Source organism: Streptomyces silaceus (assembly GCF_001419745.1).
GTDB classification, from domain to species: domain Bacteria; phylum Actinomycetota; class Actinomycetes; order Streptomycetales; family Streptomycetaceae; genus Streptomyces; species Streptomyces silaceus.
The window spans coordinates 1-18,931 of the sequence record NZ_LIRJ01000065.1; the positions used below are offsets into that span (position 1 = coordinate 1).

Annotated in this window: 17 protein-coding genes; 6 read left to right on the plus strand and 11 right to left on the minus strand. The window is 71.1% G+C overall.

Annotation, left to right across the window (positions count from 1 at the left end; all coding sequences use genetic code 11):
- Positions 1-116: 116 nt before the first annotated feature.
- The gene (locus AOK22_RS07380) at positions 117-2,810 is read right to left on the minus strand and encodes a bifunctional acetate--CoA ligase family protein/GNAT family N-acetyltransferase (protein ID WP_055697771.1); all 2,694 of its coding nucleotides are present in this window, start codon (positions 2,808-2,810) and stop codon (positions 117-119) included.
- 577 nt (positions 2,811-3,387) lie between these two features.
- Between AOK22_RS07380 and AOK22_RS42145 the strand changes: the two genes are divergently transcribed.
- Positions 3,388-3,732: a universal stress protein gene (locus tag AOK22_RS42145; RefSeq protein WP_055697772.1), complete on the plus strand. Its 345-nt coding sequence runs from the start codon at positions 3,388-3,390 to the stop codon at positions 3,730-3,732.
- Between the two features lie 62 nt (positions 3,733-3,794).
- On the opposite strand, the gene AOK22_RS07390 is transcribed toward AOK22_RS42145, so the two are convergent.
- The 6 genes from AOK22_RS07390 to AOK22_RS07415 form a co-directional block, all read right to left on the minus strand.
- On the minus strand, positions 3,795-4,220 hold the full coding sequence (locus AOK22_RS07390) for an Hsp20/alpha crystallin family protein (RefSeq protein WP_055697794.1): 426 nt from the start codon (positions 4,218-4,220) through the stop codon (positions 3,795-3,797).
- Between the two features lie 141 nt (positions 4,221-4,361).
- Positions 4,362-6,770 (minus strand): glycoside hydrolase family 65 protein, encoded by a 2,409-nt coding sequence (locus tag AOK22_RS07395; protein ID WP_055697773.1) that lies wholly within the window; start codon positions 6,768-6,770, stop codon positions 4,362-4,364.
- Positions 6,767-7,561, minus strand: a complete 795-nt coding sequence (locus AOK22_RS07400; RefSeq protein ID WP_055697774.1) for an HAD family hydrolase — start codon at positions 7,559-7,561, stop codon at positions 6,767-6,769. The genes AOK22_RS07395 and AOK22_RS07400 overlap by 4 nt, the downstream gene beginning before the upstream one ends.
- Positions 7,504-8,523 (minus strand): type I glyceraldehyde-3-phosphate dehydrogenase, encoded by a 1,020-nt coding sequence (gene gap, locus AOK22_RS07405; protein WP_055697775.1) that lies wholly within the window; start codon positions 8,521-8,523, stop codon positions 7,504-7,506. Before gap ends, AOK22_RS07400 begins: the two co-directional genes overlap by 58 nt.
- A 211-nt stretch (positions 8,524-8,734) precedes the next feature.
- Positions 8,735-9,238 (minus strand): hypothetical protein, encoded by a 504-nt coding sequence (locus AOK22_RS07410; RefSeq protein WP_063795212.1) that lies wholly within the window; start codon positions 9,236-9,238, stop codon positions 8,735-8,737.
- A gap of 214 nt (positions 9,239-9,452) precedes the next feature.
- Complete coding sequence (locus AOK22_RS07415; RefSeq protein ID WP_055697776.1) at positions 9,453-10,502, minus strand: Acg family FMN-binding oxidoreductase; 1,050 nt, start codon at positions 10,500-10,502, stop codon at positions 9,453-9,455.
- A gap of 412 nt (positions 10,503-10,914) precedes the next feature.
- Here AOK22_RS07415 and AOK22_RS07420 point away from each other — a divergent pair, with 412 nt between their 5' ends.
- Positions 10,915-11,835, plus strand: a complete 921-nt coding sequence (locus AOK22_RS07420) for a universal stress protein (protein WP_107101881.1) — start codon at positions 10,915-10,917, stop codon at positions 11,833-11,835.
- Positions 11,836-11,876: 41 nt separating this feature from the next.
- Here the strand turns inward: AOK22_RS07420 and AOK22_RS07425 are convergent, their stop codons facing one another.
- The 3 genes from AOK22_RS07425 to AOK22_RS07435 form a co-directional block, all read right to left on the minus strand.
- Positions 11,877-12,389 (minus strand): flavodoxin domain-containing protein, encoded by a 513-nt coding sequence (locus AOK22_RS07425; RefSeq protein WP_055697778.1) that lies wholly within the window; start codon positions 12,387-12,389, stop codon positions 11,877-11,879.
- A gap of 46 nt (positions 12,390-12,435) precedes the next feature.
- Positions 12,436-13,332 carry a universal stress protein gene (locus AOK22_RS07430; RefSeq protein ID WP_055697779.1) on the minus strand — a complete coding sequence of 299 codons (897 nt, stop codon included), beginning with the start codon at positions 13,330-13,332 and terminating at the stop codon, positions 12,436-12,438.
- 147 nt (positions 13,333-13,479) lie between these two features.
- Positions 13,480-14,331 (minus strand): ArsR/SmtB family transcription factor, encoded by an 852-nt coding sequence (locus AOK22_RS07435; RefSeq protein ID WP_055697780.1) that lies wholly within the window; start codon positions 14,329-14,331, stop codon positions 13,480-13,482.
- 78 nt (positions 14,332-14,409) lie between these two features.
- Here AOK22_RS07435 and AOK22_RS07440 point away from each other — a divergent pair, with 78 nt between their 5' ends.
- From AOK22_RS07440 to AOK22_RS07455, 4 genes are all read left to right on the plus strand, one after another.
- On the plus strand, positions 14,410-15,720 hold the full coding sequence (locus tag AOK22_RS07440; protein WP_244164709.1) for an MFS transporter: 1,311 nt from the start codon (positions 14,410-14,412) through the stop codon (positions 15,718-15,720).
- Between the two features lie 414 nt (positions 15,721-16,134).
- Complete coding sequence (locus tag AOK22_RS07445) at positions 16,135-17,160, plus strand: mechanosensitive ion channel family protein (RefSeq protein WP_237773354.1); 1,026 nt, start codon at positions 16,135-16,137, stop codon at positions 17,158-17,160.
- A gap of 132 nt (positions 17,161-17,292) precedes the next feature.
- The gene (locus AOK22_RS07450; protein ID WP_055697782.1) at positions 17,293-17,520 is read left to right on the plus strand and encodes a DUF5133 domain-containing protein; all 228 of its coding nucleotides are present in this window, start codon (positions 17,293-17,295) and stop codon (positions 17,518-17,520) included.
- A gap of 163 nt (positions 17,521-17,683) precedes the next feature.
- A complete protein-coding gene (locus tag AOK22_RS07455; RefSeq protein ID WP_055697783.1) occupies positions 17,684-17,875 on the plus strand; it encodes a CsbD family protein in 192 nt (63 codons plus the stop codon).
- 201 nt (positions 17,876-18,076) lie between these two features.
- On the opposite strand, the gene AOK22_RS07460 is transcribed toward AOK22_RS07455, so the two are convergent.
- Positions 18,077-18,754, minus strand: coding sequence for a DUF4232 domain-containing protein (locus AOK22_RS07460; protein WP_055697784.1), 678 nt, complete (start codon positions 18,752-18,754; stop codon positions 18,077-18,079).
- Positions 18,755-18,931: the final 177 nt, after the last annotated feature.

Consider the following 18,931-nt stretch of genomic DNA (forward strand, 5'->3'; position numbering starts at 1 on the left):
GAACGGCGTGCCGTACCGGGCACTGACGACGTCGCCGGTCATCACGGAACCGATCTTGCTGTGCTTCATCCCTGTCTCCTTACTGGCGCGTTCGGCCTACTCGCTCCTCGCGTTCCTCAGCGCAGTCGGCGCAGGTAGGGGTCGTGTGCGGTCCGGGGCAGCAACTGGACACGGACATCGAGTGCGGTGACGCCGCCCGGCCGGGCGAGGACGGGGTTGAGGTCGGCCGTGGCGAGCTGTGGCAGGTCGCAGGCCAACCGGGAGAGCCGGTGCAGAAGTTGCTCCAGGCCTTCGAGGTCCACCGGCCCGCGGCCGCCGTGTCCGAACAGCAGCGGGGCACAGCGCGGTGCGGTGATCAGGTCATGGACGTCCAGGTCCGTGAGCGGGGCGAGGCGGGCGGCCCGGTCGGCGAGCACATCGGTCGCCGTGCCACCGAGGCCGAACAGGATGAGCGGGCCGAAGACCTCGTCCTGGACGACACCCGCGAACAACTCCGTGCCGCGCTCCGCGAGCGGCTGGACCACGACACCGGTCATCAGTCCCTCGAACCGGATCTCGAAGTCCCGGTAGGCCGCGCGCACCTGGGGCTCCCCCCTCAGGTCGAGGTGGACGGCACGCTGCTCGCTCTTGTGCGCCACGCCCGGCCAGTGGGCTTTCAGGACGACGCGGCCGTCGGGGCCGCGCAGCCGTTCGGCGGCTCGGACGGCGTCGTCCTCCGTTTCGGCCCAGGCCCAGGGCGGTTGCGGTATGCCGTAGCAGGAGAGCAGCTCCGCGCAGGTGGCCGGGTCGAGCGGCCCGCCCTCGGGGTGCCCGGCGAGGTATGCCTCGGCCACGGCGTGGGCGCGGGGCGTGTCCACGCCCCGCAGGTCGGGGACGGTTCCGGGCGGCCTGGCGAGCCACTCGGACCGCCGGGCGGCGTGGGCGAGCGCACGGGCCGCCGCCTGCGGGTCGGCATAAGAAGGTATGCATCCCGCGTCCTGTGCCGGCAACAACCTTACGGGCAGGTCCTGTTCGAGCCGGACCGCGGCGAGGGTTCGCGCGCGACGGCCGGGCGCTCGGGTGAGGGACCGGACGAGGTCGTCGCCGGTCGCCGCGGCGACCGCGGTGGGCACCAGCACCACCAGGACGGCGTCAATGCCGTCGTACCGCATGAGCCGGTCCACACATCGCTGGAGCTGCTGCTCGGTGACGGCCGCGGTGGCGTCGACCGGATTGACGCATGTACTGCCCTGCGGCAGGGCGGCGAGCAGATCGTCGATGACCTCGGCGCCGAGCGCGGGCAGGTCGAGACCGACCTCGGCGCAGGCATCGGCAGCGAGCACGCCCGCACCGCCCGCGTTGGTCACGACGACCACCCGCTTCCCGCCGGGGACGGGCTGGGACTGCAGGAGTGCCGCGGTTTCGAGGAGTTCGCCGATCGTGCGGGTGGCGGTGATGCCGGCCTGGGTGAACAGCGCCTGCCGGGTCGTCGTCCGGGTCGCCGCGGCAGCGGAGTGGGAGGACGCGGCGCGTCGGCCCGCCTCGGTCCGGCCGGCGTCGACGGTGAGGACGGGAATCCGCCGGGTCACACGACGGGCGGTGCGGGAGAAGGCACGTGGATTGCCGAAGGACTCCAGGTGCAACAACGCCAGATCCGTGGCGCCATCGGTCTCCCACCACTGGAGCAGGTCGTTGCCGCTCACGTCGTACTTGTCGCCGAGCGAGACGAAGCTGGAAATGCCGAGACCCAGTCGGCCCAGGCCATGGAGCAGAGCGATGCCCACTCCGCCGGACTGCGTGGCGATGCCCGTCCCACCGGGGCGAGGGTGGCGGGCGGCGAACGTCGCGTCGAGGGACACCTCGGGGGCCGTATGGGCGATGCCTAGGCAGTTCGGGCCCACCAACCGCATGCCGTGGGTCCGGCAGGTGGTGCGCAGGGCGGCCGCCTGTACGGCGTCGAGTCCGGAGGTGACCACGACCAGGGCTCGCACCCCGCACTTGCCGCACTCCTCGGCGGCGGCCACGAGCGCCGGCGGGGGCACGGCCAGGATCACGAGGTCGGGGACCTGGGGCAACTCTGCGACCGACGGGTACGAAGGCACGCTCAGCACGCAGTGGGCATGCGGGTTCACGGCGTACAGACGTCCGGTGTAGCCGCCGGTGCGCAGGTTGCGCAGGACCGCCCGGCCGACGGAGCCGGCCTTGCGGCCCGCTCCGACCACGGCGACCGTGGCAGGGAGCATCAGAGGCCGCAGGCTGGCCACGGCGGCCGTTCGCCCACGTGCTTCCACAGCCGTCAGATACGGCTCGTCTTCCTCCAGCCGGATGCGGCAGTGCACTTCGGGCCCCACGAAGCGGCGCTCGGTGCTCAGTCCGAGGTCGGCGAAGACCCTCAGGACCTCGTGGTTCTCGGCGAGTGCGTCAGCGGTGAAAGTGCTGACGCCGTCCGCGCGGGCCGCCGAGACCAGATGTTCGAGGAGCAGAGTGCCTATGCCTCGGTGGTGCAGGCCTTCCGCGACGGCGAGAGATATCTCGGCGGTGTCGGGCACGTCGGTCCGCTCGTACTCGGCCAAGCCGATGACGTGGTCGGCCACCTCGGCCAACAGCGCCCGGTACCCGGGGCGGGGCGGGGCACAGGCCCGCTCCGCGGCCTGTGCGGCGGAGCGGCGGCTCGCGGCGAAGAACCTGAGGCGCAGATTGTCGGGGGACATCTCTTCGTAGAGTCCCTGGAGTTGGTCGTGGTCGGCGGGCCGCACCGTTCGGATGCGCACAGTGGTCCCGTCGGCGAGCAGGCCGTGCACCGGCTGCCGGTTCCGCTCGTCGTCCATCATCTGGGCCTCCTGTCTGCCGGTTCCCTTTCCAGGCTGGCCGCGACGGGGACACGTCCCAAGGGCCGATCGGGGCCGAGCCGGGCCCGAAGGGCCCTCAGTACAGGCCGGGGCCGGCTGGGGGACAGCGCTCACAGGCCGGAGGCGGCCGGCCGGTTTCGATCTCCACCGCTCCCGCCGTCGCCCGGAAGACGCGTGGTGTCCGCTCGCCCTGTGGGGACCGGGGTGCCGCGCCGGACGGTGAAGACGCCGGCCGGCGGCGGCCGCCCGCACACGCAGCTCGGTCGCACGACCCGCACCCGGGTCAGCGCGGGCGCCCTGCTGCGCTGCCGCGCGGTGATCTCGTCCACGGCGCAGGGCGCCGGAACTCGTTGCCGACGCCGATCACCGAGATCCGTGTCCGCGCAAGCATCGCCCCTCCCTCCACGGCCCCGTGCCGCCACTGTGGGGACGGCACGACGGCCCCGGTAGGGGCCGAACGTCCCCCGCCGGGGCCGGTCCGCCCCTCCCCGTCCGGTCCTCCCGGTGCGACGGTCCGCGAGAGAGCTCTGCCAACCGCACGGCGGAAGGCGTTGACCCCATGGACCAACCTCTGGTCGTCGGAGTCGATGGCTCCGAGCCGAGCCTGCGCGTACTGGACTGGGCGGTGGACGAGGCCGTGGCCCAGGGGGTGCCCTTGCGCGTCGTGCCTCGTACCGCGACCACCGCGGCGCGTGGAGCCCTGCGCGATGCGCCCGACGCACGTGCCGGCAGCACGCCGCGCCGCGAGATCGTCGAGGGGCACGCGCGCACCGTGCGCCTCGACGCCGCACGCACGGCCGGGGCCCGTCGTCGCGAGGGGCACCTCGGCATGCAGCTCGGTCCGGTCAACCACACCGTGCTGCACCACGCGGCCTGTCCGGTGGCCGTGGTGCCGCGTCGCTGAAGGGCCCCGCACAGCCGGGCCGACTCGGCCGTGCGGGCGAGTTCGTCACGCGCGGATCGCGCTCAGGAGCGCCGCACGGGGATGGTCCTGGTGGTCTGCGTCCCCTCGGACACCGGGACCGTGATGGTCAGGACCCCGTCCTTGCACCCGGCGGTCGCCTCGTCACCACGTGCGCCGACGGGCAGCCTCACGACGCGAGCGAAGGCCCCGTAACGGAACTCCGAGTGATGCTTGCCCACGGCTTCGTCGCTGCGCTCCGCGCACAGGGTCAGCACCCCGTCCGCCACGGTGATCTCGACGTCCTCGGCGGGGTCGATGCCGGGGAGTTCGGCTCGGAGCGTGTACGTGCCTTCCGTGAGGGACTCCTCGATGCGGATGCCGTGCACCCCTGCTGTCGCGTGCATCCCGGGAATCCCGGCCTCGAACCGGCCGAACAGGTCGGGCAGCGCCTGCGGCCAGTTCGGCAACCGGTCCATGATGCCGCTCATCTCGCCCTCCTTCATGCCTGGTCGACGGTGTCGTCCGGTGCTTTGCTTCGTGCTTCCCTCTCTCCCTCCAGCGTCGCGCCCCCGCGTACCACGGGCGAGGGCCGAGCGGTCCACGCGGGGGCCCGAAGGACCCCTTCGACGTCACTCCATGAGGAACAGTTCGCAGGATTCCCCCGGCTCCACCGAGACGGTCCGCCCCGGGAGTTCGATGTCGATGGGCGAGCGGTCGGATGTCGGAACGCTGATGTGCAGTGTCCCCGGACGCATCCGCAGACGTATGCCCCAGTGCCCCCGGTAGCGCAGCGCGAAGCCGTACTCGGAGAGTTCCGGGAGCGGCACCGGGTCCAGACACAGGGCATCGCCCCGTGTCTCCAGACCCGTGAGTCCTCGCTGCACGAGGTCGAGCGTGCCTGCCATGGCTCCGAGGTGGATGCCCTCACCCGTGGTGCCGCCCTGCAGGTCGGCGATGTCGCCCTCCAGCGCCTCCTGGACGAACTTCCAGGCCCCCGCCCTCCGCACCCTGGCGAGCACCCAGCCATGGACGAGACCGCTGAGCGTCGAGCCGTGACTGGTGCGGCGCAGGTAGTGGTCGACAGTGCGCTGCCATGTGTCCGCGTCCAGCGGGTACCCCAACCGGCGGAAGAGCCTGTGTAGTTCGGCAGGTGAGAAGAGGTAGCCGAGCATCAGCACGTCAGCCTGCTTGGACGCCTGGTATCGGTTCACCGTGTCGCCCTCGGCCTCCAGGATCCGGTCGAGGCGTCGGATGTCGCCGTACCGTGCCCGGTAGCCGTCCCAGTCCAGCTCCGCCAGTTCCCCGTATCCCTCGAACTGGCTGATCACGCCCGAGTGGAACGGCACATGCAGGGTGCGTGACACGTCCTCCCACGCCTCGGTCTCCCCGCCGTCGAGCCCGATCCGTTCCACGAGTTCGCGTCTGCGCGGTTCAGGCAGCGCCCGCAGGACGTCCAGGGCGCGGGCGAGCACCCAGGCCGCCGTGACGTTCGTGTACACGTTGTCGTCGAGGCCCGGCTCCGGGGCGCCCGGGTAGGCGTCGTGGTACTCGTCGGGCCCGACCACACCCCTGATGCGGTGTCGGCCGAGGCCTTCGTCGTACGTGGCCGAGTCCGCCCAGAAGCGGGCGATCTGCAGCAGCATCTCCGCGCCCTTGGTGTGCAGGAACTCGGCGTCGCCACTGGCCTGGCAGTACTGCCACACGTTGTACGCCACGGCCGATCCGACATGGTGCTGCAGCCGGGAGTGGTCCGGCAGCCAGCGCCCCGAGCGCGGATTGAGGTGCAGCTGCTGGGTCTCCTCCCTGCCGTCACTGCCGCTCTGCCATGGGTACATCGCCCCCGCGCGTCCTGCGTCGTGAGCAGCGGCACACGCTTGTTCCAGGCGCCGGTGGCGGTAGGTGAGCAGCGCCCGGGAGACCTCGGGAAAGTGGAGGTTGAGATAGGGCAGCACGAACAGCTCGTCCCAGAACACGTGACCGCGGTAGGCCTCGCCGTGCAGTCCACGGGCGGGTACACCGACGTCGAGGTCTGCCGTGTGGGGCGAGAGTGCCTGCAGGACATGGAAGTGGTGCAACCGCAGGATCCGGCCCGCCTCGCCGGGTACGTCGAGCTCGGCCCTGCGCCACAGCTGTTCCCACGCGGTCAGATGCGTGTCGAGGAGTTCATCGAAGCCGGGTGCCCGCGCGACCCGTTCGACGGCCGCTCGCAGGGGATCGCTGATCGCCGGGTCCCGGGACGTGTGCAGCGCTACGGTCTTGTCGACGGTGGCGGTGCCGCCGGCCACGAGCGCGAGCCGGAGTCGCTGAACGGCCCGGCCCGCCTCCCGCAGCGGTGCCGCTTCCGCCGAACTCGCCGTGGTCCGGGCGGCCAGGGCCACACGGATGTCGGAGGTGGTGGTGCGACAGCGCAGCCACACGATGCCGGGCGCACCGGCACCGGTGTGCACATGTGTGAGGTGGTCCGAGTCGAGCTGCCGGTAGCGCGGCACACCGGAGTTGGTGACGGTTCCGTCCAGCGCGGCTTCGACCTCCAGGTCGGCCGGCGGACCTTCGACGCCGAACTCGGTCCGCAGGACGGCGATGTGCGGGTCCGCCATGTGCACGATGCGCAGCTGCCTCACCGACAGCACGCGGCCGTCACCGACGGCATACCGCAGGTTCCGCTCCAGGACGCCGGACTGCAGATCCAGGGTCTGACGCAGCGTCACGAGCCGGACGGAGTCCGGGGTGAGCCACTCCCCCGTGCCTGTCCTGTCCGTCAGCCGGTACCGCAGGGGCAGCCAGTCGGGCAGGTTGACCATGTCCTCGTTCTCGACCTGTCTCCCCCCGACCAACGAGGTGAGCCGGTTGTAGCAGCCCGCCGCGTACGTGCCCGGGTAGTGGACGTCGTCGGCCGGGCACTCGGGGGCGGCACCCCGGGTGGCGAAGTAGCCGTTGCCCAGTGTGCAGAGCGACTCGCGGAGCCTCTCCTCGGTCCGGTCGTAGCCCTCGTACCTCCAGGTCCAGTCCTCGATCCTGCCTCCGGTCTCGGCCCTCATGGCCGCCCTCCGTCCTCGCAGAGCAGTTCTTCGAGGTCGTTGACCACGACATCCGCCCCGCGTCGCAGGAGCGCCGACCTCGTGCCCGCCGAAGCGCTTCTGTCGACCCCGATCACCACGCGGAAGCCGCCACGCCGCCCGGCCTCGACCCCGGCGAGGGCGTCCTCGACGACAGCGGCGTCCGTCGTGGGAACGCCGAGGCGGCGCGCCGCCTCCAGGAAGAGCGCCGGGTCCGGCTTGCCCGCAAGGCCGAGCCGTGCCGCCTCGCCGCCGTCGACGAGTGCGTCGAAGAAGGGCAGCAGATCGGCACGCAGGAGGAGTTCGCGGGCGTGCCGGGAGGCCGAGGCCGCCGCGAGCCTGAGACCCTCGTCACGCAGGACACCCAGCAGACGGACCGTACCCGGGTAGGCGTCGATGCCCTTGTCCCTCAGCCGCTCCACGAAGAGCCTTTCCTTCTCCGCGGCCACCGCCGCCACTGTCGCGGCGGGCAGCCGCATCCCGCGTGAGGCGAGGAACGAGCCGGCGCCGTCGAGGCGTGACTTCCCGTCGACATGGCGCAGGTAGTCCTCGCGGACGTCGAACGGCCGCCTCTGCTCGGGACGTTCGGGCGGGCACTCGGCCAAGAACACGTCGAAGGCCTGCTTCCAGGCCTCGGCGTGCACCCGCGCTGAATCGGTGATCACACCGTCGGTGTCGAAGACCACACCCCGCACGCCCCGCAGGACCCCGGGAATCACAGCCGTACGGCGAGGTAGGAAGCCAGGTCCAACAGCCGCCGGCAGTAGGCCCATTCGTTGTCGTACCAGCCGAAGACCTTGACCAGGTCGCCGTGCGCCAGAGTGAGGGCGGGGTCGAAGACGCAGGAGGCCGGGTCGCCGATGACGTCACGGGAAACGATCGGAGCCTGCGACACTCGCAGGATGCCGCGCAGACGGCCGTCCGCCGCTTCCGCGAAAGCGGCGTTGATCTCGTCGGCCGTGACGTCGTGCCGCAGCACCACGGTGAGGTCGGTGAGCGATCCGTCCTCGACCGGCACCCGGACCGCCAGCCCGTCGAGCGCACCGTCGAGCTCGGGAACGACGAGGCCGACGGCGCGGGCCGCTCCCGTGCTCGTCGGGATGATGCTCAGAGCCGCCGAGCGGGCCCGGCGCAAGTCACGATGCGGGCCGTCGAGCAGCGCCTGGTCGTTGGTGTAACCGTGGACGGTGGTCATCATCCCCTTGGCGATGCCGAAGGTCTCGTGCAGGACGCTGACCATCGGCGCCACACAGTTGGTGGTGCAGGAGGCGGCCGAGATCACGTGATGCCGGTCCGGTTCGTACGCCTCGTGGTTGACACCCATCACGAGGGTCGCGTCGGCGTGCTTGCCGGGCGCGGAGAGCAGTACCTTCCGAGCACCCGCCTTGAGGTGCAGCGCCGCGGCGTCCCGGTCGCGGAACCGCCCGGTGGACTCGATGACGATGTCGACGCCGTGTGCGCTCCAGTCGAGGGAGGCCGGGTCGCGCTCCGCCGAGACGGCGATGCGCCGTCCGTCCACGGCGAGGGAGACGTCGTCGTACGAGAGGTCACGCCGGAGGCGCCCGTACGTCGAGTCGTACTCCAGCAGGTGCGCGAGGGTCCGGGGCGGGGCGATGTCGTTGACGGCCACCACCTCGACGACGTCGTCCTCTGTGCCTTCGCCCCGCTGCAGGGAAGCACGCAGCAGGTTCCGCCCGATGCGACCGAATCCGTTGATGCCGACCCGGATGTTCATGAGCACCTCCTCGTCGCCGTACGTGTGCGACCGGCCCGTCCCGCGGCGTCGCCGCGGTCGCTCACGCCATGGTCCCGCCACCGCACCGCCCGGAGCAGGTGCCGACAGGCCCCGGCCGGGGCGCATCGGCCCCTTCTCCTCGGTGCCCTTGGGCAGCAAGGGCACGTGAACGGCCGGACCGTGTGGAGGCCCGCCGCCCCTGGTGGGCCCGCTACTTCAGGGAGTCCGTCCGGATACCGGTGATGTCCATCGTCGCGAGGTCCGACTGGACGAGGAGTCGGCTGTGGTGGGCCTGGTGATGCCGGTCGTGCCACATGAGTGTGACGCGCGTCCAGCAGTGGCCCATGCCGCTGTCCTGATAGGTGACCTTCCAGGCGGTCGGCACGCCCTTGGCGCGGAGGACTCCGTCCCGATGGTGCGCGGACTCCCACCGGGCCAGACTCTTGCGCAGGCCGGCGGAGAGGTAGTGGTGGCGCAGGCCGTCCGTCAGGGAGGCGCGGCCCGCGTCGTGCAGGACGTCGATGTACGCGCCGTAGAAGTCAGCGACATGATCGACCGTCGACGCGGGGCTTCCGCTGCGCGTGGGCGGCGCCGCCCCCTCATGGGACGGCGTGTGCGTCATCGCGGAACTCGCGCTCACCGCCGGCACGGTCAGCGCCAGCAGAAGCGCCGATACAGCCGGCACGAGGCGCCGCGGCTTCGGGAACGTGGTCATGGCAACTTCTCCCTTCTCAGTCCCATTGCACCGCCGCAGCACCATCCCGCACAGAGGCCAAGTGGCCCTACAGCAGACCTCTTCGGCCTGTTCAGGGCCACTGGACACGAAGCGCATGGTGTGCGACCGCCGGGACCGGCACCCGACGTCACCACGTGTGCGGCGTCGCGTCGTGCCCATGTCCCACCACCGTCCTTCGCCGCCCTCTGTTCGTTCACCTCCCTTCCACCACGTGAGCAACGCGCCGCAGCTGCGGGGAGAGGTCGAACGGGGCGACGTCGCCGCCGAGAGCGAGCTCCGCGCGCTGTCGAGGAGTCATGGGCCCCTCGGGCCCGTAACCGAAACGCAGCAGCATCTGGACGTGGTCGAACGGCGCTTGCGAGGACCGCAGGATTCTGCGCAGGTCAGGCCACTCCATGGCTTGATGCAACAGGGAGGAGCGCAGACCGAGGGCTGTGGCGACGAGGAGCGCGTGCTGGAGGGCCTGGCCGGTACGCAGCCAGTCCGTGCGCCGGTCGTGGCCGGTGGCGAGCACGCTGATCGTGGGCGACGGCTCGAAGGCCTGGGACGGCAGTTCATCCACGTGCCGCCGCGCGGTGAAGTCCCTCAGCGGGATCCTCTCGAAGGAGTCCTGCGGTCCGAGCGTCGCTTCCGGTATCCCGAGGTCGTCGTCTTCGCACCCCGCCTTGCCGCGCACCCAGCGGCGACTCTCGTTGCTTCGTTCCGCATCCGCATGATTGCGCCGCTCCGCTTCGGTGGTCACGCGGAGCAGACGGGAGGTCTCGCGCGGGCCGGGAAACGTCAGGAACACACCCTCTACATGGGCGGCCGCGGCGATCTCGTGCAGTACGGCCAGTGTCGGACGCCGGTCGGAGAACGGGAGTCGGCTGCTGTGCCTGCGATAGATCGCGTCGTACAGGTCGGTCCTGTGGTGGCTGCCGGAGCGTGCGCGGCCGACGATGCGTACGGTGACGAGCAGGTCGGGATGCTCGGGACTCACCAGGAGCCGTGTGACGGGCTTCCAGCCCAGAGAGGCCACGGCCACCCGCAGATTGAAGGCCGCGGCGCCGGCCGCAAGGTGCAGGGCACGCCCCTGTGGATCGGCGTACGGAAGCCCGCGCTCGACGGCCGCCCGTAGCTCCACGGTGAGGGTGTCCGGGTCGAAGCGGAAGCGCCAGGGCTGTGTGTTGTACATCGAAGGGGCCGCGGTCGCCGCGGACATCAGCGTCTCCAGTGTCGACGCGTCCAGGACTGCGCTGCGCATGGCACCCTCCTCACGGACGGGACCCCACCGGGCCGGGAACGTCTCCTGTCTGGTGCCGCCATCAGTCTGTGCCGAGCACCGCGGCGTGCAGAGGGTCCGTTGGTCCTCGATGAGGGGCCGGCCGGGTACAAGACCGGAGGGCTGCGAGCGGCTTGCTCGCTCACGGGCGTCCGGGCTGTCCCTGTGCGGAGCCCTCGGACGGCCTGCTCGCCCACGGCGCCGCCCCGCCACCGCCTCGGTGCGGTCCGAGGTCCGCGCCACAGCCCCGGCCGGAGAGGACAGGCCGTGCCCCGGGCCGGACGGGCCCGTGAAGGGGCCCTGAAGCCCCTCCACCCCGGCCCGTCAGGAGCACGACGATGGAGGGCAAGGAGCACGAGGACGGCGAAAGCACCTTGAGAGGAACGGCATCATGCTGACTCGACCGGTCATCGCGGGGGTCGACGGATCGCCTGAGGGTTTCGCCGCCGCGGAATGGGCGGGGCGGGAAGCGCTGCGCCGCGACGCGCCGCTGCGTCTGCTGTGCGTCCGGCGCCCGGAACCGCACCGGGAATCCCGCGTCCCCGCGAGTGCCGCATCGGCACGCCGGATCCGACGCCGCCGGGCCCGGAGCATCGTGCGCGAGGCCGAACACCGCGTCAGGGCCACTGCTCCCGATGTGTGTGTCACCGGCGAAGAACCCGAGGGGCCGCCGGCCGCCGCCCTGGTGCACGCTGCCGAACAGGCTGAGCTGTTGGTGCTCGGCTCCCGCGGGCTGAGCGGCATCACCGGACTTCTGGTGGGCTCGGTCGCGCAGGAAGTCGTCGCACGGGCGCCGCGGCCCGTGGTGCTCGTCCGTGCCGACGAGCGGCCCGAGAACGAGCACCTTCCCGGGGAGGAGGGCGGTCCCTCGGTCCACGGCCCCTACCGGGACGTCGTTCTCGGTCTGAATCTCGGTGATCCGTGCGACGAGGTGATCGAGTTCGCCTTCCAGGCGGCCCGCCTGCGCGATGCCCGATTGCGCGTGGTGTCCGCATGGACCGGTCCGTCGATGTTCACTCTCGGGCCCGGGGAGATCGGTCTCGTCGACAGCACGGAACGGGAAGCCGAATGGCGCGGATTCCTGACGGCCGTGCTGTACGCCTGGCGGGACAAGTACCCTCGCGTTCCTATCACCGAAAGCCTCATGGAGGGCGGGGCCACCGCCCCGCTGGTACGTGCGACCGCCGGCGCCGGCCTCCTGGTCGTCGGCCGGCGCGCGCCCGAAAGGCCGCAGCTCGGCCCGCACGCCGGGCCCGTCGCCCATGCCGTGATCCATCACGCCGCCTGCCCCGTGGCCGTCGTCCCGCATTCCTGAGCGCATCCCTGAGCGCATCGGTGACGGACCGGCAGATCAGGTCAGGCACGAGCGAGTTCTTCGGCGATGGCGTCCGCCCAGGCATCGATGGCAGGCCAGTCACGGAAATCTCCGTACCGGCAGCCCATCAGGCGGAAGACCACCCTGCCGGTGACGGGCAGGTGACCAGGCCGGATGACGCCCGACAGGAGCTGGTGCTGACGGTACGGGACCTGGCCGGGCAGGTCCTCCCCGATCACCTCCCGTTCCTTGCGTGCCGCCGTGTGCCGCCACGGGCCGCGCAGGGCGGCGGGCATCCCCACACTGAACACCCATACAGGCCGCTCCTGGAGGAGCTCGGCGTTGAGCCGCAGGAACTCCTTCGCCTCATCCAGCCACGCCTGTCCGTGGACAGCGCTGCCGAGGACGTACGCCTCGTACGCGTCGGGATCCTCCACCTCCGCCACGCACCGGGCGTCGGCCTTCAGCCCGGACCGCGCCAGCCGAACGGCGATCTGTTCGGCTATCTCTCTGGTCGACCCGTGTGTGGTGGCGTAGCCCACCAGAACGTTCATGACCCACCTCGATCTCCAGGTCCGCCCGTGCGCCAGAGGGTGTGCGTCAGTCGTGCGCGACGATCGCGATCGGGCACCGCGTGTGGTGGATCGCCCAGTGCGTGATCCTGCCCGTGCGACTTCCGACGGCCGTGTGCCGGATCCGGCGCCCGACGACCAGCAGACCGGCCCCGCTGGCCGCGTGCGCTATCACGTGCACGGGACGGTCCGGCTGCGCCTGGGTCCGGACCGGCACCGTCGCGTACTTCTCCCGCCAGGGATCGACCACCGCGGCCAGGGCCCACTCCGCGTCCCGCTGGACCGTCGCCCTGCGGGTCCGGTGCGCGCCGGGCGGCCCTTCCGTGACGTGCCAGGCGTACAGGATCGAGAGCGGGGCGCCCCGGGCGTGTGCGGCCCCGAAGGCGAAGTCGAGCAGTTCGCCACAGTCGTGGCGCAGGTCGAGGGCGAGCAGCACCTCCTTGTGGCTTCCTCGGTCCGCCTCTCCTCCCTCGGCGTCGGCCACTCGCTCGTGGGCCGCGTCCCAGCCCGCGCGCACCAGTACGGTGGGCCGTCGCACCCGGGCCACCACGGCCGATGCCACGGACCCCGCGAAGGCGGCGGCGATTCCGCCGAGTCCCTGATGCCCCAGGACCAGGAGCTCCGCCGCCTCCGCCTCACCCACCAGTGCCGGCACCGGGGGCCTGCGGACCTGCTCGGCGCTGATGTACGCCTGGGGGTACCGCTCGGAGAGACGGTCGGTGGCGCTGCGCAGCACTCGCCTCGCCCAGTACCGCGGTACCTGGAGCTCGGGCAGCACGGCCGACTCGTCGTCGGGCGGCAGCCCCTCCCAGGCGTGCACGAGCCTGAGCGGCAGTCCGCGACGCAGTGCTTCCCTGGCCGCCCAGTCCGCCGCGGCCACGCTCTCCGGTGAACCGTCAAGACCCACCACGATCGGCTGGAGCATCACAGCCACCCCCTTCTGTCCACAGCGTCGCGCGGGAGTCGCCGGGTCGACAGGGGCCACCAGGTCCCTTTCCGGGGCCGGTCCGTGCACGTTGGAATGCGCACACCTGCTGGAGATGTCCGGAGCCGAGCCACTGCACCAGGGGCCCTAACCCCCGCCCTCCATCAGCGCGAGCCCCAACTCACTGGCCCGGTAGTACACCTCACGCCGATAGCGATGCCCCGTCACCAGACCCGCCCCCCGAAGCACCGCCAAATGCTGGGAGACCGCACCGGGGGTCAGCCCGGTGAGCAGGGCGAGCCCGGTGGTCGTCGAGGGCGTACTCGTACCGCTCAACAGACGTGCCCGGCTCCGCCCGAGGAGTCGCGCGAGCCCGTCGCCGGACCCGTCGCGGCACTCCCACAGGGTGCCGACGGCCCGTGCGGGATAGACCAGGCACGGCGGCACTCCGTCCCGCCCCGGCAGCAGCACGCACCGCGCCGCGAACGCGCTCGGCGCGAGGGTGATCCCGCCCCCGTCCAACGCGCACTCCCCGCCCGGCAGTTGGGGCGAGTCGAGCCGACTGTCGCCCCATCGCAGGCTCGGATGCAGACCCGCCAGAACCTCCTGGATCCCGTCCTCGGCAAGCTGCCGGGTGCGATGGGCGAGGTCCGCCTCCAGAACGGCCCGGATGCGGGGCCAGTACGGCAGCATGCCGACCCGCCACCATGCGAGCAGGCACTCCGCCCGCGCGAGACCCACTCCCGGCGCCCCCGTCTCCTCCTCGATCTCCGCGAGCGGGCACCTCGGCGCGGGGACGAGCGCCTCCAGCTCTTCCAGGTGCGGAAGGAGGTTCGTACGCTCCGGCCCCACCCCCAAAGCCCCCTTGATCCACGGCAGATGAAGGGCGTATCGCCCCGGATCGGTCGTGGCGCGCAGCGCGGCGACCGCCTCCCAGAGCGGCGAGATCGCGAACCTGAGCTGTGCCAGATCATCGACCCCGAACCGTATCTCCCCCATGCGAGCCCTCCCCCGGGACGTTTAAGCGCAGCCTAAAACAATGGTCGCGACCAGCGGCGGGTGATGGTGTACGCCCCCATGAAGACCGCGCATGATCCCGCATCCACGGCGATGTCCACGTCCAAGCCCGCGCCCATTCCCACTCCCACCTCCACGTCCGCTGCGGCGCCGCCCCCTCTGCGGCTCCTCCGCTTCCCCGACTTCCGCCGTTTCTGGATGGCCGACACCGTCAGCCAGGCGGGCACCGCCGTCACGGTCCTCGCCCTCCCCCTCGTGGCGATCGGTCCCCTCCACGCGTCACCGCTCCAGACGGGCCTCCTGGTGATGTGCGAGTACCTGGGATTCCTGCTGGTCGGCCTGCCGGCCGGGGCCTGGGTGGACCGGATGCGGCGGCGCAGGGTGCTGATCGCGGGCGACCTGGGCAGGGTCGCACTGCTGGCGACGCTCCCGATCGCCGCCTGCCTGGACGCGCTCACCCTCGCCCAGTTGTACGCGGTCGGCTTCGGCCTGTCCGTCTGCACGGTCTTCTTCGACGTCGCGCACCAGTCCCACCTTCCGCATCTCGTCGACGAGGACCGCCTCGTCGGGGCGAACGTGGCCCTTGAGTCGTCCCGTACGATCACCGCCGCGGCGGGCCCCGGCGCGGCCGGTGCGCTGGTCGCGGCGGTCACCGCACCGGTCGCACTCGCCGTGGACGCCGTCAGCTACCTCGTGTCGGCGCTGTTCCTGACCCGGATACGCCGGGCCGATCCCCGCCCCGAGGAGCGGCCGCCGGGGGCGCGGCTGCGCGACGAGATCGCGGAGGGACTGCGCTTCGTCTTCCGCAACCGGCTCCTGCGGGCCCTCACCCTCACCGCCGCGATCTCCAACCTCTGCGGCACGGTGGGCACGTCGATGATGCTCGTGCTGCTGGCGGGCGACCTGGGGCTCTCGCCGCTTCTGTGCGGCCTGGTCTTCACCGCGGAGGCGGCGGGCGGCTTCCTGGGGAGCCTGCTCACGACCCGGATCGCGGACCGCATGGGCAAGCAGCGTGCGATGTGCGCGTCGGTCCTGGTCAGCGGGGTGCTGTGGCTGGCGGCCCTGCCGTTCTTCCAGGCGGACTGGCGGTACGCGGTGGCCTGCGTGCTCCAGGGACTCGGCTGGACCGCGTTCATGACGTTCAAGATCGAGTCGGTGGCGCTGCGGCAGCAGATGACGCCGGGCCCGCTGCTCGGCAGGGTGACGGCGAGCGTCCGCTTCGTGGTGTGGGGCTGCATGCCGCTGGGCGCGCTGGCGGGGGGCGTACTGGGCCAGTACGCGGGGGCACGGACGAGCCTATGGACGGGAGCGTGCGCGGAACTCCTGGCGGTACTGCCCCTGCTCCTCGCGTCGCGTCGGCGTGCAGCCTGAAAACGGGGTGGGCGCGCCCCGTTGACCCGCCGGGTGACGGCTCTCCATTCCCCTCCGAACGCTCCGCTGTCCGCTCCGATACGGATCGGCTGGAAGCACTTTCGCCCACCGCCGCGAACACAATTACCGTGAAATCCCCGCCATTTGAGAAAGCAGACTCTTGGCATTCTCAAGAAATCGACATGGCAGTCCAGGAGACGCACCGGGCAATGCCTGCCGGACACGGTGCAGGTCGGGCGCCCTCTCGCGCCCCTGCTCATGCCCAGGAGCGGTGAAATCAGGCGGGGCATACGCATGTTTTTCACGCCCTTCGCACGCGCTCTGTACATCTTTTGACCGGCGCCGAGAACCACAACTACGTTCTGCGCGATGAACGCCACATATCAGCCCCACCACGAATGGAGCGTTTCTCCCGTGTCACCCACCGATGCGTCCGCGTCGCCTCTGCCGCCCCCGGGGGAAAGCGCCACCGGCCAGACGATCGGCGCCCCGGACTGGCTCCAGGACAATCTCGGAACCGTCATAGGCGTTCCGCTCCGCATCCTTCTGATCGTCGTCGCCGCGATGATTGTCCGCGCGCTGGCCAAGCGCGCCATCACCCGCGTCGTCGAGCGCATCCTGCAGCCCACCGACGACGATCCGAGCACACCGCGGCGCACCACCCGAGGCCCGGCCGTCCTGCAGCGTGACGCGTCCCGGGCGGATGAGCGGCGTGAGCAGCGGGCCCGCACCATCGGCTCGGTGCTCAGCAGCATCGTGACCGTGGTCATCGCCGTCATGGGCCTGGCCATGACCCTGGACCAGATCGGCATCGCGCTCGGCCCGCTGCTCGCCAGCGCGGGTGTCGTGGGACTGGCGATCGGATTCGGTGCGCAGAGCCTGGTCGCGGACTACCTGTCCGGCATGCTCATCATGCTGGAGGACCAGTACGGCGTCGGCGACTCCGTCGACCTGGGCGAAGCCGTCGGCGAGGTCGAGCACGTCGGACTGCGGCTCACCCAGATCCGTGACCTCAATGGCGGCCTGTGGCACATCCGCAACGGCGAGATCCTGCGGGTGCGCAACGACAGCCAGGACTGGGCCCGCGCGGTCCTCGACGTCTCGGTGGCGTACGACACCAACCTGGAGAAGCTGTTCGACGTCCTCGAACAGACCGGCCAAGCACTGCGCGCGGACCCGCAGTTCGAGCACGTCCTGATGGAGGACCCCTCGGTCTGGGGTGTGCAGTCCCTGGACGCCGACGGCATCGTCGTACGCCTCGTCGTCAAGACCACGCCGCTCAAGCAGTGGGGCGTCACCCGTGAACTGCGCCGCCGGGTCAAGGAAGCCCTCGACGCCGCGGGCATCGACCACCCCTTCCCGCAGCGCACCGTCTGGATGCGCACGGATGACACCTCCTCTCCCGGCGAGGCGGCGGACAAGGCTTCGTTCACCCGCTGACCGCCGGGTCCACACGGGGAGCTCCGCCTCACACCGGGTACGTCGTCCCCACGACGCGTAGACCGGCGGCGACCGGGGCACACGCGCAACGACCCCGTGCGTCGTATCACCCACAGCATCAGGAGGAAGACCATGCTGATGGCCCACCCGGCCGTGCTGACCGATCTCGTCGAGCAGTACTCCATGTTGCGGGCCCTGCACGCCGAGAAGGGATCTCCCTCGGTGCGGAGCCGCATGGAGGACGTCGCCTACACCCTCTGTGTGTCGACCGGAACCAGAGACATCGACGCCGCCCTGATCGCGGCACGGCACCAATTGCCGGGCGCGCGTCCGGGCGACGACTCCCTCCTCGCCACCTAACCCCCTGGTAGCGCCTGCAATCCGCGCCCGGCGGGCCCCGAAGGAGCCTCGCCGCAGGAGGCGCCCCGCCCTCAATGTCACGGAGAGTAGCCGCTCGCCGGGCGTCACGCGGAGCCGCGGCCTACGTTGATCGGGTACGCGACCGGCATCGTAAGGAGTGGTCATGGGTGACGACGGCAGCATGGACAAGCTCAAGGGCAAGGCCAAGGAGATGCTCGGGAAGGTCACCGGCGACGAGCGCAAGGAAGCCGAGGGCAAGACCGACCAGGCCAAGGGCGGCGTCAAGGACGCGATGGACTCCGCGAAGGACCGCATGGAGGGCGTCAAGGATTCCCTGAAGCGCGACGACTCCTGATGCTTGCGGCCGAAGGCCCCGCCGTGATCGGCGGGGCCTTCGGCCGTAGTCATGGGCTCGGAGGACGCGGTCATGGGCTTGGCGGACGCAGTCATGGGCTCGGAGGACGCAGTCATGGGCTTGGAGTACCCGGCGCTCTCAGGGCCTGTTGTGCCCGCCGCGATGGGCCTCGGATCGAGGGTCCCTGGGCGTCCGTCGGTCCTACTTGGTGGTGTGGGTGGGGTAGACCTGGACGTCGGTGTAGGCGCCCTTGATGTCGCCGGCGCCGGCGGGCCAGTCCAGGGTGACGGAGTGGGTCTCGTTGGGGGGCGTGACCTCGATGTTGGTCGGGGAGGCGAGGCTCTTGCCGCTGGTGTCGATGTCGTAGGCGAGGTTGAAGACCGCGGCGTCGCCGGGCTTGAGGGTGGTGACGCGGGGCTGGGCCCGGCCGCGTTCGATGGGGTTGGAGGTGTGGTCGGCGTCCTTGATGTCGACGCCCGCGAAGCCGGTGGCGGAGCAGGTGGTCGAGCCCCGGTTGATCATGGTGATGTTGATGCGGCCGGTGGTCTCGTCGGGTGCGGCGTCGGCGGCGTCGATGGCCAGGTCCGCGGTCTTGCAGAAGGTGACCTTGGCGCCGGTCTTGGCGGTGCCGTCCGCGGCGCCGGCCTTGGTGTCCTTGCCGTCACCGGCCTGCGTGTCACCGGCCTGCGAACCACCGGCCTGGGAGCCGTCCTTGGCGTGCGGGCCGCCCTCCGCCTTGGCGCCGCCGCCCTGCGAGGCGGACGTGTCGGAGCCCTTGGCGGAGGAGTCGGTGCCGGAGTCGTCGCCGCCGCAGGCGGTGAGCGAGAGGGTGGCGGCGAGGCTGATGGCGGCCAGAGCGGTGAGGCGGGTGTGCTTCATGGTGTTCCCCCAGGAGTAACGGTGGAGCGCGGTGCGTGTCGTGCGGTCGGAAGTATTTGTATCTCACACGGAGTTACGGGCGGTTCCCCGCGACGTCTTCGTTCTGTCACAGGCGAACCGCACCTCACGGCCCGTCAAAACACCACCGCACACACCCTCGAACCGACCCGAACCCGA

Coding starts and splice junctions, on each gene's coding strand:
- AOK22_RS07380 (WP_055697771.1), bottom strand. CDS start 2,810: ATGATGGACGACGAGCGGAACCGGCAGCCGGTGCACGGCCTGCTCGCC.
- AOK22_RS42145 (WP_055697772.1), top strand. CDS start 3,388: ATGGACCAACCTCTGGTCGTCGGAGTCGATGGCTCCGAGCCGAGCCTG.
- AOK22_RS07390 (WP_055697794.1), bottom strand. CDS start 4,220: ATGAGCGGCATCATGGACCGGTTGCCGAACTGGCCGCAGGCGCTGCCC.
- AOK22_RS07395 (WP_055697773.1), bottom strand. CDS start 6,770: ATGAGGGCCGAGACCGGAGGCAGGATCGAGGACTGGACCTGGAGGTAC.
- AOK22_RS07400 (WP_055697774.1), bottom strand. CDS start 7,561: ATGGGCCTACTGCCGGCGGCTGTTGGACCTGGCTTCCTACCTCGCCGT.
- gap (WP_055697775.1), bottom strand. CDS start 8,523: ATGAACATCCGGGTCGGCATCAACGGATTCGGTCGCATCGGGCGGAAC.
- AOK22_RS07410 (WP_063795212.1), bottom strand. CDS start 9,238: ATGACCACGTTCCCGAAGCCGCGGCGCCTCGTGCCGGCTGTATCGGCG.
- AOK22_RS07415 (WP_055697776.1), bottom strand. CDS start 10,502: ATGCGCAGCGCAGTCCTGGACGCGTCGACACTGGAGACGCTGATGTCC.
- AOK22_RS07425 (WP_055697778.1), bottom strand. CDS start 12,389: ATGAACGTTCTGGTGGGCTACGCCACCACACACGGGTCGACCAGAGAG.
- AOK22_RS07430 (WP_055697779.1), bottom strand. CDS start 13,332: ATGCTCCAGCCGATCGTGGTGGGTCTTGACGGTTCACCGGAGAGCGTG.
- AOK22_RS07435 (WP_055697780.1), bottom strand. CDS start 14,331: ATGGGGGAGATACGGTTCGGGGTCGATGATCTGGCACAGCTCAGGTTC.
- AOK22_RS07440 (WP_244164709.1), top strand. CDS start 14,410: ATGAAGACCGCGCATGATCCCGCATCCACGGCGATGTCCACGTCCAAG.
- AOK22_RS07450 (WP_055697782.1), top strand. CDS start 17,293: ATGCTGATGGCCCACCCGGCCGTGCTGACCGATCTCGTCGAGCAGTAC.
- AOK22_RS07455 (WP_055697783.1), top strand. CDS start 17,684: ATGGGTGACGACGGCAGCATGGACAAGCTCAAGGGCAAGGCCAAGGAG.
- AOK22_RS07460 (WP_055697784.1), bottom strand. CDS start 18,754: ATGAAGCACACCCGCCTCACCGCTCTGGCCGCCATCAGCCTCGCCGCC.